Origin of the sequence: Streptomyces sindenensis, from assembly GCF_014649035.1 — a bacterium.
GTDB lineage: Bacteria > Actinomycetota > Actinomycetes > Streptomycetales > Streptomycetaceae > Streptomyces > Streptomyces sindenensis.
On the sequence record NZ_BMSG01000009.1, the window covers coordinates 164,711 to 184,252 of the forward strand.

Below are 19,542 nucleotides of genomic sequence, written 5' to 3' on the forward strand. Positions count from 1 at the left end.
GGGCCGGGACCGGGCGGCCGGCCCGGAGCGGGCCGCTGCGGCGCGCTACAGCGCCTTGGCCAGGTTGTACCGCGTCGTCGTGTAGCCGAGGGACTCGTACAGCCGCAGGGCCGGGGTGTTGGAGGCGAAGACGTGCAGGCCGAGCCGGTCCGCACGCCAGGCGCGGCCGATGTCCTCGGCGAGCAGCATCAGGGCCCGGCCGTAGCCCCTGCCCCGGTGCTCGTCGCGGACTTCGACGTCGAAGACGTATCCGGCCGTCCCGCCCGGCGCCGGCTCGCGCCGGGCCACCCATACATGACCGACGACCTCGCCGGACCGGACCAGTACCCGGAAGCGCACCCCTTCGGTGGCCAGTCCGTCCGGCAGGTGGGCGGCGTGGTCGGCCTCGGACTTGAGTCGGGCCTGCTCGGCGGGCACGCCGCGGTCGATCCAGCCCTGGGCGTACGTCCGTACCGCCTCCTGCCGCCAGGCGGCGAACTCCTCCTCGCTCATGTCGCGCGAGGTGAGGCCCGCGGGCAGCGGGGTGGTGTCCGGGCCGAGTTCCTTGACCATGTTCCGGCTGCGTTCGGTGTAGCCGAGGGCGGCGGCGAGGCGGCGGGCCGGGTCGTTGTCGGCGGGGACCTCCACGCGCACGCGGGTGCAGCCCCACCCCCGGAGCACCTCCTCGGCGGCGAGCGCCGCGATGACGCCCCTGCCGCGTCGGCGCCGGGACTCCTCCACGCCGAGGGAGCGCAGCACTCCGGCGGTCGGGCCGAACGCGTCGTCGGTGCTGATCTCGACGGAGCCGACGGGCCGCCCGTTGTCGCACACGTCGTAGCGGCGGGCCCGAGCTCCGCCGGCCCCCTCCTGAAGCGGCCCGGACGGCCGGAGTGTCGTCGTCATCAAAGGTTTGTATCCCCCGGACGACGCCCCGTCACGCGCTTTACGGATCGAGGTCGTCACCGGCCCGCTCGGCGAAGATCCGCATGGCCTTCGCCGTCACCGGCCCGATCCCGGGCGTGAGCTCCCGGTCGTCGACCCGGTGCACCGCCTGGATGTCACGGAGGGTGGAGGTCAGGAACACCTCGTCGGCCTCGGCGAGCACGTCCATCGGCAGGTCGGTCTCCTCGGCGCCGGTCCACTCGACGGCCAGCGCGCGGGTGATCCCGGCGAGGCAGCCGGAGGCGACCGGCGGGGTGTGGATACGGCCGCCGAGGACGACGAACACATTGGAGCCGGTGCCTTCGCAGAGCCGGTCGGCGGTGTTGGGGAACAGCGCCTCGGACGCGCCCCTCTCCCGCGCCCGGGCCAGGGCGACGACGTTCTCCGCGTACGAGGTGGTCTTCAGGCCCGCGAGCGCGCCGCGTTCGTTGCGGGTCCAGGGCACGGTGATCACCGCCGTGCTGTCCGGGCGGCGGCTCACCCCGTCGAGGGCGACGACGAGGCTCGTCCCGTTGTCGCCCCGGTCCGAGCCGAGCGGGGACAACCCGCCCGTACAGGTGATCCGCAGGCGTCCCAGGGCGACGGGGTTGGCGTCGATGACCGCGGCGACGGCGTGCCGGACCTCGTCGTGGTCGGGGTCGGGCAGGCCGAGGCCCCGGGCGGACCGGGTGAGGCGGTCGAGGTGCCGGGTCAGCGCGAAGGGGCGCCCCTCGCTCGTACGCACCGTCTCGAAGATGCCGTCGCCTACGGTCAGGCCGTGGTCGAGCACCGAAAGCCGGGCGTCGTCGGCGTCCCGCAGTCCGCCGTTGACCCAGATCCTCATCATGCGGTCCTTCCTGTCTCCGGATGCGTGCCCGACGCTACAGCGAGCAGTCGGGAGGCCTTGAGCTCGGTCTCGTCCCATTCGCGCTCCGGATCGGATCCCCAGGTGATCCCGGCGCCGGTGCCGAACCGCAACAGCGGGGCGGGGCCGGTCCGGTCGATCCAGAACGTCCGTATGCCCACGGCGAGCGACGCGGTCCCCCGGTCGGCGTCGACCCAGCCGATCGCCCCGCAGTACGGCCCGCGCGGCCCCCGTTCCAGCTCGGCGATGATCCGCAGCGCGCTGGACTTGGGCGCGCCGGTGACCGAGCCGGGCGGGAAGGCCGCGGCGAACAGCTCCGGCCAGCCCGCCCCGTCGGCCAGCAGGCCCCGGACCGTGGAGACGAGGTGGACGAGGCCCGGGTGCTTCTCCACCACACAGAGATCGGGAACGCTCACGCTGCCGGTGGCGCAGACCCGGCCGAGGTCGTTGCGGACCAGGTCCACGATCATCACGTTCTCGGCGTGGTCCTTCTCCAGCAGATCGTCCTCGGTCCGGCCGGTGCCCTTGATCGGCCCGGACTCCACCGTCCGCCCCTCGCGCCGGAGGAAGAGCTCCGGGGAGGCGGTGGCGATCTCCACCCCGTGGCCGGGCAGCCGGATCGTTCCCGCGTACGGGGCGGGGTTGCCGCGGGCGAGCAGCGAGGTCAGGGCGTCGACATCGGCGCCGGCCCCGCCGTCGGGGAGCGGCGCGGACAGCACGCGGCAGAGGTTGGCCTGGTAGACGTCGCCCGCCGCGATGTGTTCACGGATCCGCCGTACGCCCGCCGTGTAGGCGTCACGGTCCAGCGAGGAGGTCCAGTCCCCGGCGGCGGGGCCGCGCCAGGCTCCGGGCACGGGAGGGGGCACGGTCTGCCTGCTGACGTCGGAGAAGCGGGCGCAGACGATACGGCCCTCGAAATCAGCGGATACCGCCCAGAAGCCGGACGAGTCGAGCGCCGCGGGATCGTGGGTCACATCCTGCAGACCGGAGGCTATGAGGCCGTCGAAACGGGCCAAGGGGGCGAGGTCGGACACGCGAATGAGTCTAGGACGGCGCGCGGTGACCTGCGTCGGGGCGAGGACCGGGCCGAGGTCGCCGCAGCACGCTGCACAAACGCGTTTTTGTGCTGGCCCAGGAATCCGCTAGAGTTCAACACGTCGCCGGGACGCGCAAGCGGAACGGGAAAGACAAGCGGACGTAGCTCAGTTGGTAGAGCGCAACCTTGCCAAGGTTGAGGTCGCCAGTTCGAACCTGGTCGTCCGCTCGCAGAAGGTGGGGGATCCTTCCCGAGCCCCCACCCCTGGTGGAGTGGCCGAGAGGCGAGGCAACGGCCTGCAAAGCCGTCTACACGGGTTCAAATCCCGTCTCCACCTCCAAGGACGATTAGCTCAGCGGGAGAGCGCTTCCCTGACACGGAAGAGGTCACTGGTTCAATCCCAGTATCGTCCACTGATCCGCAAGGATCATCGGTCCGCAAGGATCCCCGCGCGATTAGCTCAGCGGGAGAGCGCTTCCCTGACACGGAAGAGGTCACTGGTTCAATCCCAGTATCGCGCACGCAGTACACAGGCAGTAAACGCAGGTTCACCTGCGCGATTAGCTCAGCGGGAGAGCGCTTCCCTGACACGGAAGAGGTCACTGGTTCAATCCCAGTATCGCGCACCAGCAAGAACCCCCGGCCGTCTCCACGGCCGGGGGTTCTTTCGTTCGTACGGGTCCGGTCCGGCCCGGTCCGCCCCGTCCTGCGTGGCCCGGACATCGGGCCACGCAGGCAACGGCTGACGGCTCAGGACGAGAAGAGCATCCGGCCGAAGCCCTTCTGGCGGCGGTGGCCGTAGTGCCCGCCGTGCTGCGGGGCGCCCCAGGCCGGAGCGTGGGCGGCGGGAGGAGCGGGCGGGTAGGCCTGCTGCGGGGCCGGGGGCGCGGGCGGAGCCTGCTGGGCCCACTGGGACTCCAGGCGGGTCAGCGACTCCAGCTCGCCGTAGTCGAGGAATATCCCCCGGCAACCGTTGCACTGCTCGATCTGCACACCGTTGCGGTTGTACGTGTTCATCTGCGCGTGACACTTCGGACACTGCATCATCGACTCGGCTCCTCGCCCTCGTTGTGCCGTCGCCGGAATGTCTGCCCGGCCACGGTCCGTTCACCCTACGACGCGGGACCGGGGGCCAACTCGGGCGGCAACGTAGCGATTCGGGCACAGGATTCGATCATCAGCTGCTCGTGGTCGTCCGGATCCCGCTGCTCCGCGGCGCACTTGGCCAGGGCGACGGCCGCCGTCTGCACCGTCAGCGCACGGGCGGGGACGTCCAGGGCGGGCCAGGGGTCGCCGTGGGACGGAACAGCCGGTCCCCCGGCGGCGCGGTAGGCGTCCAGGAAGGTGGCCCAGTCCTCGGGGGCCAGGAGCCCGGCCGCGTACCAGGCGGCGGGCCGGCCGAGGTCCCACGCGGGATCGCCCACCCCCGCGTCGTCCATGTCGATGAGCAGCCAGGACCCGTCCGGGGCGGGGTGGCGGACGAGCTGGCCGAGGTGCAGGTCCCCGTGGCACAGGGCCCCGGCCCGCCGCGCGGGGGCCGGGGCCTCGCCGCGTGCCCAGGCGGGCAGGGCTCGCCAGCCGGCCAGCACGGAAAGGGCGGCCGGGTCGCGGAGCCCGGTGGAAACGGTGGTCGCGTCATCGCGCAGGGCCGCGCGCATCCGGGCGACGGCCCGGGCCGCCTTGGCCGGGCCGCGCATCGGCGGCAACGGGAACGGGGGCTTCGTCCGGTGGAGGCGGGCGAGCAGGTCGGCGGCCTCGGCCCAGGGCGCCGCGCCGGGGTCGGTGGGGTCCACGGGGGCGCCGAGCGGCCAGAGGGTGACGGGGCGGGCGGTAGGCGCGGCGGGCGCCGGGGCGGTGAGCGGTGGGAGCAGGATGCCGGCCAGCCGCGGGTCGGCGGCCAGGGCGATCCGGGCGGCCAGCGCATCGCGGTCGGTGTCCGCGGCGTGGGCCTTCGCGACGATCGCGCCGCTGCGCACCACCGTGCCGTCGGGCCGGTCCGCGAGCACCTGCGGAGGCTCGCACACGCACGGCGTCCGGGCGGGGTGGGAGAGGCGGTGCGCGAGCGTGCCCAGGTCATGGACTACAGAGGTCTGGGTGGTGGTCAACGGCTCCCCCGACGGCGGTCGGTCCGGCCGTGCTGCCGGGCCCGCCGTGAGCGTAACGCGCGAGCCGGTCCGAGCCACGGCGGTGCGAGCCACGGCGGTGCGCGGGGCGGCCGGCCCCAGCGTGGGCACCGGCCCCGGTGGGGCCGGGAAGCGTCCGGCCCCGGACAGCCGGAAGGCACCTCGGCACGGACAGCCGGGGAGTGCTTGGCCCGGACGACCGGAAGGCACCTCGGCACGGACAACCGGGGAGTACTTGGCCCGGACGACCGGAAGGCACCTCGGCACGGACAACCGGGGAGTACTTGGCCCGGACGACCGGAAGGCACCTCGGCACGGACAACAGGAAAGCCTCAGGGCCGGACCACCGGGGAGCGCCTGGGCCCGGGACGCCCGGAAAGCGCCTCGGCCCGGCCGATGGGGAAGGCCAGGCCCTGACGCCCGGTAAGCACCTCGGCACGGATCGCCGTGAGCATCCGGGCCCGGACAGCGCGATGCCCGGTCAGCTCCCCAGCTGACCGGACAAACGCTGCCGTCCGCCGCACCCCCGTCCCCACGGGGCTGTTGGCCGGATGTGTGGGTCCGGACCGCTCTTCCGGACCCCGGGCGCCGCTCAGCGCCCCAGCATCACCGCCACGGACGACGCCTGTGTGACCACCGCTTCCCAGCCGCCGAAGACGACCGCCAGCAGGGTCGCCAGGGGAAGGACCATGGCCGTCGCCACCAACGGGTGACGGGTGCCGGACGGGCGGGCGCCGAACGAGGCGTACGCCTTGCGGCCCCGCATGCGGACCACCGTCCGCGTTGCCGTGTCCGCCATGGTTCCTCTCCTGACCTGATCGGGAAGCGGCGGGCGTGACCTCGGGGGACGAGTGCTTCACCCGCCGCTTGATCTCAACATTAGGTAAGCGGCGAGCACAGGGCGTCATGCCCGCGTACCGAATACCGGGCCTCCCGGAGGATGAGCCGTCGTCGATCGGCGTACTCCCCTGGGTGGAGGCGGGCCACTGAAGGTTGGGGTCATCCCGGAGGGGGCGCCGGGGCCCGCCGGGTACGGGCCCGGTACGGCCAGGGCCCGGGAAGGGCGTCGGCGGGTGACTTCACTCACGTCCACCGCTGCCCGGCGGACGGCCGCCGCACCCGGGGCCACCGGGGGCACCTCCGCCCCGTACGCGGCGGCGGTGGTCGCGTCCTGGGCGGCAGTCCTTCCCCGGCGTTCGCCCGGTGATCCAATCCCTTTGCCCCGGTGGCCGTTTGGGGCGACCGGGCGGCCGACGGGCCCGGATCCGCCGCGCACTGATCCCTCTTCATTTCTGCCGTCCGGCACGGACAATCGAAACCCGGGCGAGGGCGCGGCCTCTGAGCGCGTCGGGCGCGGGGTACGTAAGCTGTGCCTCGTCAGGCGGACCAGGCAGCGGGGATGGGCAGACGATGGCGATGATGCGGCTCCGGCGCGAGGACCCGCGTCTCGTCGGCTCGTTCCGGCTGCACCGGCGGCTCGGCGCGGGCGGCATGGGCGTCGTCTACCTCGGCTCCGACCGGCGCGGCCAGCGGGTCGCGCTCAAGGTGATCCGGCCCGACCTGGCGGAGGATCAGGAGTTCCGTTCCCGGTTCGCGCGCGAGGTGTCGGCGGCCCGGCGGATCCGCGGCGGTTGCACGGCCCGGCTGGTCGCCGCCGATCTGGAGGCGGACCGCCCGTGGTTCGCCACGCAGTACGTGCCCGGCCCCTCGCTGCACGACAAGGTCGCCGAGGAAGGGCCGCTGGCCGCCGCGGAGGTCGCCTCGATCGGGGCGGCGCTCTCCGAGGGCCTGGTGGCGGTGCACGAGGCGGGGGTGGTCCACCGGGACCTGAAGCCGTCGAACATCCTCCTCTCCCCCAAAGGTCCCCGCATCATCGACTTCGGTATCGCCTGGGCGACCGGGGCGAGCACCCTCACCCACGTCGGTACGGCGGTGGGGTCGCCCGGATTCCTCGCGCCCGAGCAGGTCCGGGGCGCGGCGGTGACGCCCGCGACGGACGTGTTCTCGCTCGGCGCGACCCTGGCGTACGCGGCGATGGCCGACTCCCCGTTCGGGCACGGCAGTTCCGAGGTGATGCTGTACCGCGTGGTGCACGAGGAGGCGCAGCTGCGCGGGGTGCACGACGCGTTGGCCCCGCTGATCAGCGCCTGTCTGGCGAAGGATCCGGAGGAGCGGCCCAGCACCCTGCAACTGTCCATGCGGCTCAAGGAGATCGCGGCGCGCGAGGCTCAGGGGCTGCACGAGAGCCGGCCGCCCGTGCAGCGTTCCGCCCGGGACGCCGAACGGCCGACGGGGCGGATGGCCGATCCGTACGCCGATCAGCACACCCGTCGTGCGGAGGCGCCGTCCGGCTCCCGTCCCCAGCCCGGCAGGCGTGGCGCGCCGGTGCGTTCGGGGCCGCCGCGCACCGGTGGATCGCGCCCGCCGCAGGCGTCGCGCAACACGACGCGTTCGGGTGGGAAGAGCGGGAAGCGGCCGGGGGCCCCGGCCGGGACGAACGGGCGCCCGGGGACGCGTTCCGGGGGCCGCACGACCTCGGCGGGGCGGCGTCCGGCCAATCCGCGGCTGCTGCGTCAGCGGCTGGTGGTGTTCGTCGTGGTGACGTTGCTGGTGGCGCTGGGCATCGCGGCGGCGCAGGGCTGCCAGGGGCCGGCGCGCGGGCTGGGCGAGGGCGAGCGGGCGCCGGGCGGGGTGTCGCAGGCACGGGCGGCTGCGTCTGCCCCCTGAGGTCCGGTCCGGCCGAGCCGTCCGTGCTCAGTTCTCCGGCCGCCCCGTGGCCACCGCGTAGAAGGCGACCGCGGCGGCGGCGCCCACGTTCAGTGAGTCGACGCCGTGCGCCATCGGGATGCGAACCCATTCGTCGGCGGCCATCAGGGCCCGCGTGGACAGCCCGTCGCCCTCGGCTCCGAGCATCAGCGCCACCCGTTCCAACCGGTGCGGGGCCGCCTCGTCGATGCTGGTGGCCTTGGCGTCCGGGGTGAGGGCGAGAAGCCGGAAGCCGGCCTCCCGTACCGTTTCCAGCGACTGGGGCCAGGCTTCGAGCCGGGCGTAGGGGACGGAGAAGACCGCGCCCATCGAGACCTTGACGGAGCGCCGGTAGAGCGGGTCGGCGCAGTCCGGGGAGAGCAGGACCGCGTCCATGCCGAGGGCCGCCGCGCTGCGGAAGATGGCGCCGATGTTGGTGTGGTCGTTCACCGACTCCATGACCACGACCCGGCGCGCGGTGGCGAGCAGTTCGTCGGCGGCGGGCAGCGGCTTGCGCTGCATGGACGCGAGCGCGCCGCGGTGGACGTGGTATCCGGTGACGCGTTCGGCCAGCTCGGGGGCGACCGCGTACACCGGGGCCGGGACCTCGTCGATGACATCGCGCATCACGTCGACCCACTTGGCCGAGAGCAGCATGGACCGCATCTCGTACCCGGTCTGCCGGGCGCGGCGGATCACCTTCTCGCCCTCGGCGATGAAGAGGCCTTCGGCGGGTTCGCGCCGTCGTCGCAGCTCGACGTCGGTCAGGCCGATGTAGTCGCTCAGCCTCGGGTCGTCGGGGTCGTCGACGGTGATGAGTTCTGCCACAGGGTGATACTGCCTTGTCCGGTGTGCGGTGCCAACGCCCGGGAGGGAGTCGCGTAACCGCGGGTTACGGGGCGGGGGGGGTGGACCCTTGCCTACTCGGCCGCTTCCTGGACGGGGGACGGCGCGGAGTCCGGGCCGACCGCGACGACGTCGCCGATGACGATCACGGCGGGCGGCCGTACGTCCTCGGCCACGACTCGCTCCCCGACGTCCGCGAGGGTCGCGTCGACCCGGCGCTGGGCGGCAGTGGTGCCCTCCTGGACGAGGGCGACCGGGGTGGCCGGGTCCTTGCCGTGGGCGATCAGGGCGGCGGCGATGGCGCCGATCTTGTCGACGGCCATGAGGAGGACCAGGGTGCCTCGCAGCCGGGCGATCGCCTCCCAGTCGACCAGCGAGCGCGGGTCCTCGGGGGCGACGTGGCCGCTGACCACGGTGAACTCGTGGGCGACGCCCCGGTGGGTGACCGGGATGCCGGCCGCCCCGGGGACGGAGATGGTGCTGGAGATACCGGGGACGACCGTGCAGGGGATGCCCTCGGCGGCCAGCGCCTGGGCCTCCTCCATGCCGCGGCCGAAGACGAACGGGTCGCCGCCCTTGAGCCGGACCACGGACTTGCCCGCCTTGGCGTGCTCGATGAGCGCCTGGTTGATCGCCTCCTGGGCCATGAACCGGCCGTACGGGATCTTCGCGGCGTCGATGACCTCGACGTGCGGCGGCAGTTCGTCGAGCAGGTCGCGGGGGCCGAGGCGGTCGGCGATGACCACGTCGGCCTCGGCGAGGAGGCGGCGGCCCCGGACGGTGATCAGGTCCGGGTCGCCGGGGCCGCCGCCGACGAGCGCGACGCCGGGGGCGCGGGTGCGGTGGTGCGGGGCGGCGAGGGTGCCGTCGCGCAGGCCTTCGACGATGGCGTCGCGGAGGGCGGCGGAGTGCCGGGGGTCGCGGCCTCGGGGGGTGGTGTTGAGGACGGCGACGGTGATGTTCTCGATGCGGCCGGTGGCCGGGGTCCAGGCGGTGGCGGCCTCGGCGTCGTCGGACCGGACGCACCAGGTGCGGGTGCGCTCGGCCTCGGCGGAGGCGGCGTCGTTGGCCGTGGAGTCGGAGGAGGCGACGAGGGCGTACCAGGTGTCGGCGAGGTCGCCGTCCTGGTAGCGGCGGCGCTCCCAGCGGATCTCCCCGGCGTCCGCCATCGCCTCGACGGAGGGGGTGGCGGAGGGGGAGATCAGGGTGATGGCGGCACCGGTGGCGATGAGCTGCGGCAGCCTGCGCTGGGCGACCTGTCCGCCGCCGATGACGACGACGCGGCGGCCGTGCAGGCGCAGGCCTACGGGGTACGCGGGGTGGTCGGCGTGGTCGGTGTGACCCGCGGGGTCGGCGTGACCTGAGCGGTCGGCGTGGTCTGCGTGCTCGGCCATGGCGGTACGGCTCCTCGTGCGGGTGCTGCGTTTCTTGCCGCTGCGGCGGTGGAGCGGCTGTGACGTGCGGAAAGTGGAGATGCGGGTGGGAACACGATACGGGGTGGACGCCGGGGGTGCGGCGGGGCGCCTGCGGCGGGACTTCTCCCCTGCCCCGCCCCTTCCCGGAACCGGGGCTCCGCCCCGGGCCCGGTTTCGTCCTCAAGCGCCGGACGGGCCGGGGTGGGCCGGGTTCGCTGGGTCTCGGGGCTCCGCCCCGGGCCCCCTCCTCAAGCACCGAAGGGGCGGGACCGGGGCGGAGCCGGGTGTTCTACTTCTCCGTTACGCCTGCCGAGTCGAACGTCGCCACCTCGTGCATCGCCCGTGCCGCGCTCTGCACGATCGGGAGTGCCAGCAGCGCGCCGGTGCCCTCGCCCAGGCGGAGGTCGAGGTCGACCAAGGGGCGCAGGCCCAGCTTGTTGAGCGCGGCGACGTGGCCGGGCTCCGCGCTGCGGTGGCCCGCGATGCAGGCGGCCAGTGCCTCGGGGGCGATGGCCCGGGCGACCAGGGCGGCCGCCCCCGCGCTCACGCCGTCGAGGATCACCGGCGTACGCAGGGAGGCGCCGCCCAGCAGGAAGCCCGCCATCGCCGCGTGTTCCAGGCCGCCCACGGCCGCGAGCACGCCGATCGGGTCGGCCGGGTCCGGCTGGTGCAGGTCGAGGGCGCGGCGTACGACGTCGACCTTGCGGGCGTGCATCTCGTCGTTGATGCCGGTCCCCCGGCCGGTCACCTCGGCGGCGTCGATCCCCGTGTAGACGCAGATCAGAGCGGCCGACGCCGTGGTGTTCGCGATGCCCATCTCGCCGGTGAGCAGCGCCTTGTTGCCCGCCGCCACCAGGTCCCTGGCCGTCTCGATGCCGACCTCGATCGCGGCCAGCACCTCTTCGCGGGTGAGCGCGGGGCCGGTCGTGAAGTCCGCCGTACCCGGGCGCACCTTGCGGGGCAGCAGACCGGGCGTCGCGGGCAGGTCCGTCGCCACGCCGACGTCCACGACACAGACCTCCGCGCCGACCTGGGCCGCGAAGGCGTTGCAGACGGCTCCGCCGCCGAGGAAGTTCGCCACCATCTGGGCGGTGACCTCCTGCGGCCAGGCGGTGACCCCCTGGGCGTGCACCCCGTGGTCACCGGCGAAGATCGCGACGGCCGCGGGCTCCGGGATCGGCGGCGGGCACATCCGGGAGAGCCCGGACAGCTGTGCGGAGATGATCTCCAGCATGCCGAGCGCCCCGGCGGGCTTCGTCATCCGCTTCTGGCGTTCCCACGCCTCGCCGAGCGCCTTGGCGTCCAGCGGGCGGATCGCGGAGATCGTCTCCTGGAGCAGGTCGTGCGGCTCGGCGCCGGGCAGCGCGCGACGGCCGTACGTCTCCTCGTGGACGACCCAGGACAGCGGGCGGCGCTTCGACCAGCCCGCCTGCAGCAGCTCGGGCTCCTCGGGGAACTCGTCGACGTAACCGACGCAGAGGTAGGCCACGACCTCCAGGTGCTCGGGCAGGCCCAGCGCACGGACCATCTCGCGCTCGTCGAAGAAGCTGACCCAGCCGACGCCGAGGCCCTCGGCCCGGGCCGCCAGCCACAGGTTCTCCACGGCCAGCGCCGAGGAGTACGGGGCCATCTGCGGCTGCGTGTGACGGCCGAGGGTGTGGCGGCCGCCACGGGTCGGGTCGGCGGTCACGACGATGTTGACCGGGGTGTCGAGGATCGCCTCGATCTTCAGTTCCTTGAACTGCTTCGCCCGGCCCTTGGGCAGCGACTTGGCGTAGGCGTCGCGCTGGCGCTGGGCCAGTTCGTGCATGGAGCGGCGGGTCTCCGCCGAGCGGATGACGACGAAGTCCCACGGCTGCGAGTGGCCGACGCTCGGCGCGGTGTGCGCCGCCTCCAGCACCCGGAGCAGAACCTCGTGCGGAATCGGGTCGCTGCGGAACCCGTTGCGGATGTCCCGGCGTTCGCGCATGACCCGCAGCACCGCTTCGCGCTCGGCGTCGTCGTAACCGGGAGCGGGCGGGGTGGCCGCCGGCTGCTCGGCGGACTCCACGGCCTCCAGCGGCTCCACCGACTCCTCGGGCGGCGCTGCCGCCACCGGCTGCTGTTCCGCCTCGGCATGCCGCGGTGACTCCTGGAACTGCCGCGCCGCCTCGGCCTGTGCCTCCTCGGCATGTGCCTGCGGCTGCGGCTGCTGCTCCGGAAGGAGCTCCGGCGTCTCGATGACCTCGGGGCCGGTACCGTCCTCGGCGTCGGGCGCGACCACGGGGGCCGCCTCGGGCTCGGTCACGGCCACCGGGGGCTCGACCACGGGGGCGGGAGCGGGGGCCGCTTCCTGCTCCGGCGCGTCGCCTCCGGCCGTTTCCTCGGCGACGGCCTCGGCGGGCGCGACCGGCTCTGCCGCGACCGGCTCGGCAGTGGCCAGCTCCGGCTCTTCCGCGGCCAGCTCCGGCTGTGCAGGCTCCGGCTGTACGGGCTCGGGGGTGGGCGGCACAGCCATCTGCTCGGGCTGTGCCACGGCAGGCTCCGGAGCCACGACCGCCTCCGGGCCTTCGGCCACCGCTGCGGCCGGCGTCGGCTCGACGGGCTGCTCCTGCTCGGGCTGTGCCACCTGCTCAGGCTGCACCGCGGGGTCGGGCTGTGCCACCGGCTCGACGACGGGCTGGGCCTCCACCGGAGCCTGGGGCTCCGGGGCGGCGGCCTCCATCGGGGCAGCCGGTGCTGCGGATTCCGGGGTCACGGCGACGGCCTGCTGGGCCTCCACCGGCTCCACCGGCTCCACCGGCTCCGGCAGCTCCTGTGCGGTCACTTCGTCGGCCGGGAGCTGGACGGGCGCTTCCACCGGTTCGGCCGGGGCCTGAGGCTGTGCCGCTTCGGGCTCCGGGACGAGGATCGGCCCGGCGGGGGGCATCGCCACCGCGACCGGCCCGGGAACGACCGTTTCTGCCGGAACGGCCTCCGGGGCCGGCTCGGGCTGCACACCGGCAGCGGGCTGCGCGGGCTGCACCGGCTGGGCCGGCTGGGCCGGCTGGTCCGGCTGGTCCGGCTGCACCGGTTGGTGCAGCTGCTCGGCCGGGGCCGCCGGGGCCGCCAGGGCGTCCTCGGGGGCTGACACGGGCGCCTGCTCCGGCTGCTGGACCGGCGGAGCCGTCTGAACCGGCTGCTCGGCCGGGACCGGCTGCTCCGCCACCGCCTCGGCCTGGTCGGCCTGCTCGGCCACCGCGGGCTCCGTCACCGCCTCGGCCTGCTCGGCCACCGCGGGCTCCGTCACCGGCTGTTCGGCCACGACAGCCTGCTCCGGCTCCGCGACGATCTGCTCCGGCTGCTGAACCGGCTCGGCAGCGGGCTGCTCGGCGGCAGGCACCGGCTCCGCCACGGGCTGCTCCGGCTGGGCCGCTCCCCACGGGGCGCCGGCCTGCGGCGGGATCTCGCCGAGCTGCGGGCCCGGCAGGGCCGAGGGGTCCTCGGCCGGGATGTCCAAGTACTCGGGGCCGGTCGTCGGCGGGCCCGCGTGGCGTGCGGGGGCGGCGGTCCGCGTGGAACCGGCGGGGCCGCGGTCGGCCAGGGAGCGTACGACGCCGCCCTGTGTGCCGCCGCCGTACGACGGGGGGTCGGCGGCGGCCGGGCCCCGGTGCAGGGGGCGGCGCGCGGGGGCGGGGGCGGTGTGCGCGCCCACCGGTGCGGGGGCGGGCGCCGGGACGCGTACGCCGTTGAGGTCCACGGAGCCGGAGTCGCGGCCAACGGTCTCGTGCGTGCTGGGCGTCTCAGCGGCGGGGGCTGCCTGGACCTGCTGCGCGGACACCTGCGGCTGGGGCTGCACCGGACCGTGCTCGGCCACGGGCGGCACCGCCGGCTGCGCGAGGGGCTGGCCCTGCGCGAGGGCGGGGGCAGGGGCAGGGGCGGCCTGATGGTCGCTCCAGGCGCCCTGGGAGGTCGGCATCAGCAGGAGGTCGTCGTCCTCGGGAGTGTGCTCGGGAGTGTGCTCGGAGGGGTCGAGGAAGGTGTGCGCGTCCGGGGCGGGGACGCCCGGCTGCTCCACCATGCCTGCGTTCTCCGGCAGTCCCTCGCCCGGGATCTGGCCGGTGTCAGTCATGCGTACCCCTCGCCCATCGTCAGTGCTCCTTCGGCCCTTCGCCCGGGACGCCGAACCACGGCACGCCGGTGCTCGTCATCAAGAACGAGCGGGCTCGCCGCGCGGCACGAAACGCCCGCGGGCTTCCTATTCTCGCGGCCGATCGCCGCCGCGACAGGCAGTTCTGCCACGGCTCACTGTGGACTGCGCCACGTTGCGCGTCCCCCGGGTTGTGCCGTACCACAGGGCGGACCAAAACAGTCCACTTTTCCGGACATTGACGAACGAAACGACGAACGCCCGGGCGCGGTACAACAATCGGCCAGCCTACCTCGCGTACCGGGCGTAACGGATCAGGGGGCGAGGTCCGAACGCCCCGCGGAGAGAAGGAACACGACGGACCTCTCCCGCTCGGTCCACACCTCGGTGTCCAGGTCGACGGACTGGAGCAGCGAGCATTCGACGGTGTAGCCGTTGCCGGTGAGGGCCGCGCCGAGCGCCTCGGCCTCGTCCCGGTTGGAGGCGTGCGTGACGATGCGTTCCGGCCGCCGGTCCACGACGGCCCGGACCACCGGGGCTCCCCCGCCGCCGATCCGTACGACGTCGGGTTCGGGCAGCCGTTCCAGGACGTGCGGGGCGCTGCCGCGGACGACCTGGACGGGGACGCCGAAGGCGCGGGCGGCGGCCTCGGTGCGGGCGCAGGCGGCCGGGTCGGCGTCCACGGCGAGGACCGCCGCGCCGAAGCGGGCCGCCTCGACGGCGAGGGCGCCACTGCCGGAGCCGATGTCCCAGAGCAGGTCGCCGGTGCGGGGGCCGAGGCGGGCGAGCTGCGCGGCGCGCAGTCCGGGGAACTCGCCCTCGCCGGACTCCTGCATGCGTTCGGCCCCGGCGGCCCGGTAGGCGCGGGCGGGCAGGGCCCAGCCGCGTATGCCCTGGGGGTAGGCGGGTTGGCGGCCGGCGATCCAGGCGCCCGCCGCGGTGGTCTCGGGGCCACTGCCGATGACGATCACGACGTTGGGGTCGCGCCAGGCGTGGTCGGCCGCCTTGTCGGAGGTGAGGACGGTGACGCGTTCGCGGTCGGTGCCCAGCTCCTCGCAGATGACGAAGGTGCGGTGGATCCCGTCGAGCAGGAGGGCCAGTTCGGCGGGGCCGGCGCCCGGTGAGGTGAGGACGGCGACCTTGTGGTGGGCGCGGCAGACGTTGACCGCGCGGCGCAGGGTGCGGGGGTGGGCGACGACGATCTGGGCGTCGTCCCACGGCATACCGGCCCGGGCGAAGGCGGTGGCCACGGAGGAGACGGCGGGGACGACCTCGACCTCCAGGCCGTGTTCGCGGGCGCGCAGGGTGCGGACGACGCCGAAGAAACCGGGGTCGCCGTCGGCCAGGACCACGGCGCTGCCGCGGTGTCCGGCGATCCTGCGGGCGGCGAGGTCGACGCTGCCGAGTCTGATGCGTTCGGCGTTCGGGGGCACTTCCGGCAGGGCGAGGTGGTGGGCGGCGCCGGCGACGAGCGTGGCGGCCGAGAGCGCGGCCGTGGCCGCTCCGGGCAGTGGCGAGCCGTCCCAGCCGATCACCGTGACCCGGTCGGCCATCGTCGTCTGTCTCCTGAGGTGTCGGAGGGGTGGGGCGTTCACCCGTGCGGTGCGGGGTGTTCCCTGCGGTGCGGGGGTGTTCCCCGGTGGGTGCGGGGTGTTCCCCGGCAGGTGCTGGATGCTCCCCTGCGGTGCGGGATGTTTCCCGTGCGGTGCCGGGCAGGGGTGAGAGTACCTGGTCCGGACCTTGGGCCCGCGGGTGGCCCCGGGGCGGCCCTGGACTCTACTTCCAGTCGTTGTACGTGCCGTAGCCGCCGGCGTCCGCGAGCTGTTCGGCGACCCCTTCGAGGTCCTCGGGGAGGAGTCCCCAGACGATCAGGTCGGTGCGGATGTCGGTCCAGCCGCCGTCGGTGCCGTTCTCGGTGCGGGTGCGGGCGATACGGGCGTTGCGCAGGACGCCCTCGCTGATGCAGCCGAGCTTCTGGGCGACCTGCTGGGAGGCGGTGTTGTCGGCGGGGGTGCGCAGCTCGATGCGTTCGAAGCCCTGGTCGCGGAAGAGCCATTCGGCTATGGCGAGCACGGATTCGGTGGCGTACCCCTCGCCGCGGGCCCAGGGGGCCGTGATGTAGCGGACCTCCGTGGAGCGGGTGCGCCAGTCGGTGTTGAGGAGGCGGACGCTGCCGACGAGCCGCTGGGTGAGGAACTCGGTGACGGCGAGGGCGATGCCCTGGCCGCCGGTGCGTTCGGCGGGGGCGATTCTGCGGACCCAGCGTTCGGCGTCGACCTGGGTGTACGGGTTCGGTCCGTCCATCCACGCGACGACCGCCTCGTCGTTCATCATCTCGATGTACGCGGGGATGTCGGCCATCTCGAAGGGGCGCATCACCAACCTGTCCGTGCTGATGGAGATGGACGGAAAGGTGGTAGTCATGCGCAGCTCCATGCCGAGGACCGGGTAAAAGCACAGCATGCAGCATCGGGTCCGCCTTGCGCATGGGCGGGTCGGCACGACGGAGCCCCGCGCCTCCGGGGAGGGAGGGGCGGGGCTCCGTCGGCAAGTGCCGGGCAGGCGTCAGGACTTGGCGGGGGCGCCGAAGGCCGGGACGATCGAGCCCTGGTAGGTGTCCTCGATGAACTTCTTGACCTCGTCGGAGTTGAGGAGCTTCGCGAGCTTCTCGACGCGCGGGTCCTTCTCGTTGCCGTCCTTGACCGCCAGGAAGTTGGCGTACGGGTTGCCCTCGGCCTTCTCCAGGGCGATGGAGTCCTTGCCGGGCTCCAGCTCGGCCTCGATGGCGTAGTTGCCGTTGATGACGGCGGCGTCCACGTCGTTCAGGGCGCGGGGCACGGTGGCGGCCTCCAGCTCCTTGAACTCCAGGCCCTTCTTGTCGATGATGTCGCTCAGCTTGGCGCTGGTGCCGACGCCGTCCTTGAGGGTGATGAGGCCGTTCTCGGCGAGCAGCTGGAGTGCGCGGCCGCCGTTGGTGGTGTCGTTGGGGACGGCTATGGTCTGGCCGGCCTTGATGTCCTTGAGGTCCTTGACCTTGTTGGAGTAGAGGCCGAGCGGCTCCAGGTGGACGTCGACCACCGGGACGATGGTGGTCTTCTGCTTGGCGTTGAAGTCGTCCAGGTAGGGCTTGTGCTGGAAGAAGTTGGCGTCGACCTGGCCGTTCTGGGTGGCGGTGTTCGGCAGGACGTAGTCCGTGAACTCCTTGACCTCCAGCTTGAGGCCTTCCTGGTCCGCCAGGTTCTTCTTGACGAAGTTCAGGATGTCGGCGTGGGGCGTCGGGGACGCGGCGACGACGAGGGCCTTGGAGGTGTCGGCGTTCGCGCCGGTCCCGCTCTTGGACGCCGGGTCGGAGGACGTACCGCAGGCGCTGAGGCCGATGGCGAGGGCGGCGGTGGCGGCGGCAGCCGCGGTGATCTTGATGTTCTTGCGCACGAAAAGTGCCTCTTTCTTACTGGTGGTGCGCCCGGACAAGGAGTTCGGGCTCGGTGGGGACGGAAAGTTCTGGGGGCGGGCCGGCCTCAGGAGGCGGTGCGGCCGCGGCGGGCCAGCAGCCGGACGGTGAGGTCGCCGATCAGCTGGATCACGGTGACGATGACGATCAGCAGCGCGACGGTGATCAGCATGAACTGGTTGTCGAAGCGCTGGAATCCGTAGGTGACGGCCTTGGAGCCGAGCCCTTCGCCGCCGACCGCACCGGCCATCGCGGAGTAGCCGATGAGCACGATGAGGGTGGTGGTGACGCCCGAGACGAGCGAGGGCAGGGCCTGTGGGAGGAGCACCTTGCGGACGATCGTGGGGATGGAGCCGCCCATCGACTGGACCGCTTCGACGAGCCCGTGGTCGACCTCGCGGATCGCCGTCTCGACGAGCCGGGCGAAGAACGGGATGGCGCCGACGGCGAGCGGCACGATCATCGCGGTGGGGCCGATGAAGGTGCCGACGACCCAGGTGGTGAAGGGGATCAGGGCGATCAGCAGGATGATGAAGGGCAGCGAGCGGCCGATGTTCACGATCACGCCGATGACCTTGTTCACCACGGTGTTCTGGAGCAGTCCGCCCTTGTCGGTGAGGACCAGCAGTACACCGAGCGGCAGTCCGCCGACGACGGTGACCAGGGCGGACCACAGCACCATGTAGAGGGTGTCGTAGGTGCCCTGGGTCAGCAGGGGCTGCATCTCGGACCAGGTCACTTGACGACCTCCTTGGTGATCGCGGCGGGCGTCTGCTCCGGTACGAGGGGGGCGGCGGCGGTCGCGGCGCTCCCGCCGTCGACGACCTCGGCCTGGAGGCCCTGCTCACGGAGGAAACCGATGGGGACGACGTTCTCCTCGAACCGGCCGGGCAGTTCGATGCGCATCCGGCCGATCTGCTTGCCGCCGACGGTGTCCATCGCGGCGCCGAGGATCGAGATGTCGATGTTGTACGTCCGCGAGAGCTGGGAGATGACCGGCTGGGAGGCCGACTCCCCGTGGAAGGTGACGTCGACGACCGTGCGGTCCGGGCCGGAGGCGGTCCCGCCGACCGGGAACAGCTCGTCGGCCAGTTCGGAGCCGGGGGTGGCGAGGAGTTCGCCGACGGTCCCGGACTCGACGATCCGGCCGCGCCGCATGAGCGCGGCGGAGTCGCAGATGGTCTTCACCACGTCCATCTCGTGGGTGATGAGCAGGACGGTGAGGCCGAGCTGCTGGTTGAGGTCGCGCAGCAACTGGAGGATGGAGCGGGTGGTCTCGGGGTCGAGCGCGGAGGTCGCCTCGTCGGAGAGCAGCACCTGGGGGTCGCCCGCGAGGGCGCGGGCTATGCCCACGCGCTGCTTCTGGCCGCCGGAGAGCTGGCCGGGGTAGGACTTCGCCTTGTCGGCGAGACCGACCAGGTCCAGCAGCTCCCTGGCCTTGCGGGTGCGCGCCTGGCCGGAGACGCCGAGGATCTCCAGGGGCAGTTCGATGTTGTCCAGGACGGTGCGGGAGTCCAGCAGGTTGAAGTGCTGGAAGACCATGCCGATGCGGGTGCGCGCCCGGCGCAGCTCGGCGCTCGCCCGCCGGCCGCGGCCGGCGAGGGCGGTGAGGTCCTGGCCGGCCACCGTGACGGTGCCGGAGGTGGGGCGTTCCAGGAGGTTGACGCAGCGGATGAGGGAGGACTTGCCGGCGCCGCTCTGTCCGATGACGCCGTACACCTCGCCTTCGCGGACGTGCAGGTCGACGCCGTCGAGTGCGGTGACCTCACGGTCGCGCGACTGGTAGACCTTCGTGAGGCCCGTCGTGGTGATCACAGGGGGTTTCCGTCACTGTCGAGTGCGCGGCGCGGTGTCCGCCGGGCACGGGGCATTCGTCGAGGAGACTGTTCGGGCTGGTGGGCCGGAGGATGTCTCGGCATGGCTCGGGCGGCGATCGGCCGGGGCGGCACATGCGCGGGCAGGCTCGTTCCAGGGACTGCGAACGGCACAGGCTCGGTCTCGCTTCGGGGCGCGAGGCTCAGGCGGGGGCCCTCAGAAGGCGCGCATTCGACAC

15 protein-coding genes and 5 tRNA genes are annotated in these 19,542 nt (G+C 73.3%); 6 read left to right on the forward strand and 14 right to left on the reverse strand.

The window, feature by feature from the left end:
- Nucleotides 1–45: 45 nt before the first annotated feature.
- From IE145_RS13450 to IE145_RS13460, 3 genes are read right to left on the reverse strand one after another with little or no spacing between them, the layout of a single operon-like run.
- Nucleotides 46–882: a GNAT family N-acetyltransferase gene (locus IE145_RS13450; protein WP_189521209.1), complete on the reverse strand. Its 837-nt coding sequence runs from the start codon at nucleotides 880–882 to the stop codon at nucleotides 46–48.
- Nucleotides 883–922: 40 nt separating this feature from the next.
- The gene (locus IE145_RS13455; protein ID WP_189521275.1) at nucleotides 923–1,744 is read right to left on the reverse strand and encodes an aminotransferase class IV; all 822 of its coding nucleotides are present in this window, start codon (nucleotides 1,742–1,744) and stop codon (nucleotides 923–925) included.
- On the reverse strand, nucleotides 1,744–2,799 hold the full coding sequence (locus IE145_RS13460) for a chorismate-binding protein (protein ID WP_189521211.1): 1,056 nt from the start codon (nucleotides 2,797–2,799) through the stop codon (nucleotides 1,744–1,746). Before IE145_RS13460 ends, IE145_RS13455 begins: the two co-directional genes overlap by 1 nt.
- 157 nt (nucleotides 2,800–2,956) lie before the next feature.
- On the opposite strand from IE145_RS13460, the gene IE145_RS13465 reads away from it, so the two are divergent.
- From IE145_RS13465 to IE145_RS13485, 5 genes are all read left to right on the forward strand, one after another.
- Nucleotides 2,957–3,029 (forward strand) — tRNA-Gly (locus IE145_RS13465).
- 38 nt (nucleotides 3,030–3,067) lie between these two features.
- Nucleotides 3,068–3,141: transfer RNA gene (locus IE145_RS13470), tRNA-Cys, on the forward strand.
- Nucleotide 3,142: 1 nt separating this feature from the next.
- Nucleotides 3,143–3,214: transfer RNA gene (locus IE145_RS13475), tRNA-Val, on the forward strand.
- Between the two features lie 36 nt (nucleotides 3,215–3,250).
- Nucleotides 3,251–3,322, forward strand: a tRNA-Val gene (locus IE145_RS13480).
- Nucleotides 3,323–3,355: 33 nt separating this feature from the next.
- A tRNA-Val gene (locus IE145_RS13485) sits at nucleotides 3,356–3,430 on the forward strand.
- Nucleotides 3,431–3,551: 121 nt separating this feature from the next.
- Here IE145_RS13485 and IE145_RS13490 read toward each other — a convergent pair.
- The 3 genes from IE145_RS13490 to IE145_RS13500 form a co-directional block, all read right to left on the reverse strand.
- Nucleotides 3,552–3,848: a TFIIB-type zinc ribbon-containing protein gene (locus IE145_RS13490; protein WP_010070170.1), complete on the reverse strand. Its 297-nt coding sequence runs from the start codon at nucleotides 3,846–3,848 to the stop codon at nucleotides 3,552–3,554.
- A 65-nt stretch (nucleotides 3,849–3,913) separates the two neighbouring features.
- Nucleotides 3,914–4,906 carry an aminoglycoside phosphotransferase family protein gene (locus IE145_RS13495; protein ID WP_189521213.1) on the reverse strand — a complete coding sequence of 331 codons (993 nt, stop codon included), beginning with the start codon at nucleotides 4,904–4,906 and terminating at the stop codon, nucleotides 3,914–3,916.
- A gap of 610 nt (nucleotides 4,907–5,516) precedes the next feature.
- On the reverse strand, nucleotides 5,517–5,723 hold the full coding sequence (locus IE145_RS13500) for a hypothetical protein (protein ID WP_189521215.1): 207 nt from the start codon (nucleotides 5,721–5,723) through the stop codon (nucleotides 5,517–5,519).
- Nucleotides 5,724–6,334: 611 nt separating this feature from the next.
- Between IE145_RS13500 and IE145_RS13505 the strand changes: the two genes are divergently transcribed.
- The gene (locus IE145_RS13505; RefSeq protein ID WP_189521218.1) at nucleotides 6,335–7,651 is read left to right on the forward strand and encodes a serine/threonine protein kinase; all 1,317 of its coding nucleotides are present in this window, start codon (nucleotides 6,335–6,337) and stop codon (nucleotides 7,649–7,651) included.
- Nucleotides 7,652–7,678: 27 nt separating this feature from the next.
- Here IE145_RS13505 and IE145_RS13510 read toward each other — a convergent pair whose 3' ends face one another.
- The 8 genes from IE145_RS13510 to IE145_RS13545 all read right to left on the reverse strand — a co-directional run bounded on the left by IE145_RS13510 (nucleotide 7,679) and on the right by IE145_RS13545 (nucleotide 19,304).
- Complete coding sequence (locus IE145_RS13510) at nucleotides 7,679–8,497, reverse strand: TrmH family RNA methyltransferase (RefSeq protein WP_189521220.1); 819 nt, start codon at nucleotides 8,495–8,497, stop codon at nucleotides 7,679–7,681.
- Between the two features lie 92 nt (nucleotides 8,498–8,589).
- Nucleotides 8,590–9,909: a uroporphyrinogen-III C-methyltransferase gene (gene cobA, locus IE145_RS13515; protein WP_189521222.1), complete on the reverse strand. Its 1,320-nt coding sequence runs from the start codon at nucleotides 9,907–9,909 to the stop codon at nucleotides 8,590–8,592.
- Nucleotides 9,910–10,219: 310 nt separating this feature from the next.
- Nucleotides 10,220–14,020, reverse strand: coding sequence for a nicotinate-nucleotide--dimethylbenzimidazole phosphoribosyltransferase (cobT, locus tag IE145_RS13520; RefSeq protein ID WP_189521223.1), 3,801 nt, complete (start codon nucleotides 14,018–14,020; stop codon nucleotides 10,220–10,222).
- A 332-nt stretch (nucleotides 14,021–14,352) separates the two neighbouring features.
- The gene (gene cbiE / locus IE145_RS13525; RefSeq protein WP_189521225.1) at nucleotides 14,353–15,591 is read right to left on the reverse strand and encodes a precorrin-6y C5,15-methyltransferase (decarboxylating) subunit CbiE; all 1,239 of its coding nucleotides are present in this window, start codon (nucleotides 15,589–15,591) and stop codon (nucleotides 14,353–14,355) included.
- Between the two features lie 223 nt (nucleotides 15,592–15,814).
- Complete coding sequence (locus IE145_RS13530; protein ID WP_006123267.1) at nucleotides 15,815–16,501, reverse strand: GNAT family N-acetyltransferase; 687 nt, start codon at nucleotides 16,499–16,501, stop codon at nucleotides 15,815–15,817.
- A gap of 102 nt (nucleotides 16,502–16,603) precedes the next feature.
- The gene (locus IE145_RS13535; RefSeq protein ID WP_189521227.1) at nucleotides 16,604–17,470 is read right to left on the reverse strand and encodes a MetQ/NlpA family ABC transporter substrate-binding protein; all 867 of its coding nucleotides are present in this window, start codon (nucleotides 17,468–17,470) and stop codon (nucleotides 16,604–16,606) included.
- Between the two features lie 86 nt (nucleotides 17,471–17,556).
- Entirely contained in the window at nucleotides 17,557–18,228 is a 672-nt protein-coding gene (locus IE145_RS13540; RefSeq protein WP_030799984.1) for a methionine ABC transporter permease, read from the reverse strand.
- Nucleotides 18,225–19,304 (reverse strand): methionine ABC transporter ATP-binding protein, encoded by a 1,080-nt coding sequence (locus IE145_RS13545; RefSeq protein WP_189521236.1) that lies wholly within the window; start codon nucleotides 19,302–19,304, stop codon nucleotides 18,225–18,227. Before IE145_RS13545 ends, IE145_RS13540 begins: the two co-directional genes overlap by 4 nt.
- Nucleotides 19,305–19,542 lie beyond the last annotated feature (238 nt).

Coding starts and splice junctions, on each gene's coding strand:
- IE145_RS13450 (WP_189521209.1), bottom strand. CDS start 882: ATGACGACGACACTCCGGCCGTCCGGGCCGCTTCAGGAGGGGGCCGGC.
- IE145_RS13455 (WP_189521275.1), bottom strand. CDS start 1,744: ATGAGGATCTGGGTCAACGGCGGACTGCGGGACGCCGACGACGCCCGG.
- IE145_RS13490 (WP_010070170.1), bottom strand. CDS start 3,848: ATGATGCAGTGTCCGAAGTGTCACGCGCAGATGAACACGTACAACCGC.
- IE145_RS13500 (WP_189521215.1), bottom strand. CDS start 5,723: ATGGCGGACACGGCAACGCGGACGGTGGTCCGCATGCGGGGCCGCAAG.
- IE145_RS13505 (WP_189521218.1), top strand. CDS start 6,335: ATGGCGATGATGCGGCTCCGGCGCGAGGACCCGCGTCTCGTCGGCTCG.
- cobA (WP_189521222.1), bottom strand. CDS start 9,909: ATGGCCGAGCACGCAGACCACGCCGACCGCTCAGGTCACGCCGACCCC.
- cobT (WP_189521223.1), bottom strand. CDS start 14,020: ATGACTGACACCGGCCAGATCCCGGGCGAGGGACTGCCGGAGAACGCA.
- cbiE (WP_189521225.1), bottom strand. CDS start 15,591: ATGGCCGACCGGGTCACGGTGATCGGCTGGGACGGCTCGCCACTGCCC.
- IE145_RS13530 (WP_006123267.1), bottom strand. CDS start 16,501: ATGCTGTGCTTTTACCCGGTCCTCGGCATGGAGCTGCGCATGACTACC.